The organism is Candidatus Cloacimonadota bacterium (assembly GCA_011372345.1).
Classification (GTDB): Bacteria; Cloacimonadota; Cloacimonadia; order Cloacimonadales; family TCS61; genus DRTC01.
The window spans coordinates 1-3,216 of sequence record DRTC01000344.1; the positions used below are offsets into that span (position 1 = coordinate 1).

Sequence of the window (3,216 nt, forward strand, 5' to 3'; positions counted from 1 at the left end):
AAACAGAGCTTTAAAACTTCTTGAAATACTAAGAAATACAAAAAATGAAGAATAAACTTTCTGTTGTACTCATCACCAAAAACGAAGAATCTAATATCGAACGATGCTTGAAATCTGCTCGCTTTGCCGATGAAATAATTATCCTGGATTCCAGATCGATTGATAGAACCGTTAATATCTGTCAAAATTTTCAATGTCGTGTTTATCAAACAGAATGGTTTGGATTCGGGCTAACGAAAAAAAAAGCTGTCTCATTCGCAAAGAACAATTGGATACTCTCTTTAGATGCGGATGAACAGATCACTTCCGAATTGAGAGAGGAGATCGACAAGATCTTGCAAAACCCGGAATTCAAAGCTTACAGCATCAAAAGAATTTCATATTATTTAGGAAAAAAGATTAAGTATTGCGGATGGAACCGGGATTTTCCGGTTCGTCTTTTCGATAAAAATTATGCAAATTTTAATGATAAAATTGTTCATGAATCGGTTGTTGTTCAAGGAGACAAAGGTAGAATAAATCAACCTATTTTACATTATACATATCCCACAATCGAATCTCATCTAAAAAAAATGGAGCATTATTCGACATTAGGTTCGCAAACACTTTTGGAAAAAAATCGAAGATCGACTCCTTTGTCAGCATTTATGCGCGGTTTTTTAAAATTCCTTAAAATGTATTTCCTTCAATTGGGATTTCTGGACGGTATTCACGGTTTTGTTCTCTGTCTTAATTCTTCCTGGGGAATTTATTTAAAATATCTAAAATTATGGAAATTAAACAAATAGGAATTCTTCATATCGATACTGAGTTTGGTTGGCGCGGTGGTCAACAACAAGTGGCATATTTGTTAGAGAATCTTCATAAGAAGGGATTCCATACTTGTTTGATCTGCCAGCCGCAATCGGAATTTTCTAAATTCTGTAAAAGAAAAAAAATTCCTTATATCTCTCTCAAAATGCACAACGAAGCCGATATTATTGCCGGATTAAAGATCGCTCGTATCTGTTACAGGAAAAAATTTCGTATTTTGCATTTGCATTCTGCCCATGCTTTAGCGATCGGCATCTGGGCAAAATTATTCTATCGGGAACTTTTTCTTATTAGCGTTCGTCGCGTCGATTTTCATATAAGAAATGCTTTTTCAAAAAAGTTCAAATATAATAATAATTGGATGAACAGAATAGTTTGCATTTCTAACGGTATCAGAAAAGTCTTACTCGAGGATGGGATAGAACAGAATAAATTAGTAACCATTCACAGCGGGATCGATATTCATAAATTCGATCAGATAGAACCGGGAAAAGAATTCCGGGAAATGTGGAAGATCCCCGCGAACCATCTGATCGTCGGAACAGTCGCTGCGATTGTCGGGCATAAAGATTATCCAAATCTCTTAAAAACCGCAAAGATTGTTCTTTCAAAAATTGAAAATCTAACTTTTATTGCAGTGGGTACGGGAATCGATGAAAGCAAAATAAAAAAAATGGCAAGCGATCTGAATTTAGGGAAAAGGTTCATTTTTGCAGGTTTCCAGGAAAATGTCGGATTATTCCTGAAAAATTTTGATGTTTTTGTGCTGGCTTCAAAATTGGAAGGATTAGGTACTTCTATTTTGGATGCTCTTTCCGTTGGACTTCCGGTTATTGCCTGTAATGTTGGAGGTATTCCTGAAATTGTAAGAAACAATCATAATGGTTTTTTAGTTCCTTCTCAAAATGATAATAAGCTCGCGAAAGCAATGTTAGCTCTTATCCAAGATCAAGAATCGAGAAAAAGATTCGGTAAAAATGCTCTGGAATTTGTGAAAAAGTTTGATATCAATATTACTATTCAAAAGAATCTAAACTTATATAATGAATTACTAAAATGAGAATTTTGATCATTCATACAGCCTTTATTGGCGATATAATATTAATAACTCCTTTGATTAAATATACAAAACAGGTTTTCCCAAAAGCTGCTGTCGATGTCCTTGTTATTCCTCAAACAAGAGGTATTTTGCAGAATAATCCTTATTTAAAAAAAATCCTTGTTTTTGATAAAAGGAAGAATAAAATTGCTCATTTCTTGCAAACAATTTCCAACCTTAAAAGAAGAAATTATGAGATTGTCTTTTTACCTCATAGCTCTTTAACAACTGCTCTACTTGCTTTTTTTTCAGGGATAAAAATCAGGATTGGATTCGATAGGTGGCTGGCAGCAAAATTCTTAACTAAGAAGATTCCTTTTTATAAAGGGAAACATCGTATTGAAAAAAACCTTGATCTACTAAAAGCATTTTCTAATAGAAAATATGATATTCAAACTGAACTTTTCCCAAGCAAAAATGATATTGAGAAAGCAGGAAAATTTCTTTCGAAAGTAAATCAAAGAAGAAAGAGAATTGCGATCGCTCCCGGCTCGGTTTGGCAAACAAAATGCTGGTCTGAATCTTATTATAAAATCCTTGCAGAAAGGTTAGTGGAGAAAGGATTTTCTATTATTATGACCGGCAGTTCTGAAGAAAGGGAATTATGTCAGAGAATTCTACCAAAAAAAAATGCCATAAATCTGGCTGGACAAACTTCAATATTGGAATCTGCTGCAATCTTGGAAAAATGTGATTTACTCGTTTGTAATGACAGTGGTGCTCTTCATCTGGCAAATGCAATGAAAACAGATGTTTTTGCGATTTTCGGTCCAACCGTAAAAAACATCGGTTATTATCCTATCAGAGAAAATGACTTTGTTTTTGAACACGATCTTGATTGCCGTCCCTGCGGAAGTCATGGTGGAAAAAAATGTCCTCTGGATCATCATAATTGTATGAAATTAATTGAACCGGAAATGATTTTGGAAAAAATTTGTTCCCGTTTCAAGGAAGGCTCTTTAAGGTGAGATTATCTTCCGAAGCCTTTCTCTCAATTTTTCTCATGTCAGAGGATTCGGAAGGTTTAGATGAGAATGGGATGAGAAGAGATGATTATGAGTGTAAACTTCGCGAATCTTGGTTGAGATTATTGTGAGTGAGAACTTACCGAATCTTATTTGAGAGAATTTCTTGGGGGAAGCTTCGGAAAGTGTGGATAAATAGGGAGTAAAATTGAATAGAAAGATAAAACTCTTATTCCGCATCGGTTATGCCTATCACAAAGCCGCTTTTGATCCTGTCATAGAATATTTGATGAATGACGAGAAATATGATATTTGGTTCTCTCTCGATATGGAAAAGAA

At 34.5% G+C, this 3,216-nt stretch carries 4 protein-coding genes; all 4 read left to right on the plus strand.

Annotated features, from left to right (window positions below; all coding sequences use genetic code 11):
* Positions 1–44: 44 nt before the first annotated feature.
* Positions 45–788 (plus strand): glycosyltransferase family 2 protein, encoded by a 744-nt coding sequence (locus ENL20_06625; GenBank protein ID HHE38230.1) that lies wholly within the window; start codon positions 45–47, stop codon positions 786–788.
* Positions 770–1,873: a glycosyltransferase family 1 protein gene (locus ENL20_06630; protein ID HHE38231.1), complete on the plus strand. Its 1,104-nt coding sequence runs from the start codon at positions 770–772 to the stop codon at positions 1,871–1,873. Before ENL20_06625 ends, ENL20_06630 begins: the two co-directional genes overlap by 19 nt.
* Complete coding sequence (gene waaF / locus ENL20_06635; protein ID HHE38232.1) at positions 1,870–2,880, plus strand: lipopolysaccharide heptosyltransferase II; 1,011 nt, start codon at positions 1,870–1,872, stop codon at positions 2,878–2,880. Before ENL20_06630 ends, waaF begins: the two co-directional genes overlap by 4 nt.
* 205 nt (positions 2,881–3,085) lie before the next feature.
* A partial coding sequence (locus ENL20_06640; protein HHE38233.1) for a CDP-glycerol glycerophosphotransferase occupies positions 3,086–3,216 on the plus strand: 131 nt, incomplete at its 3' end.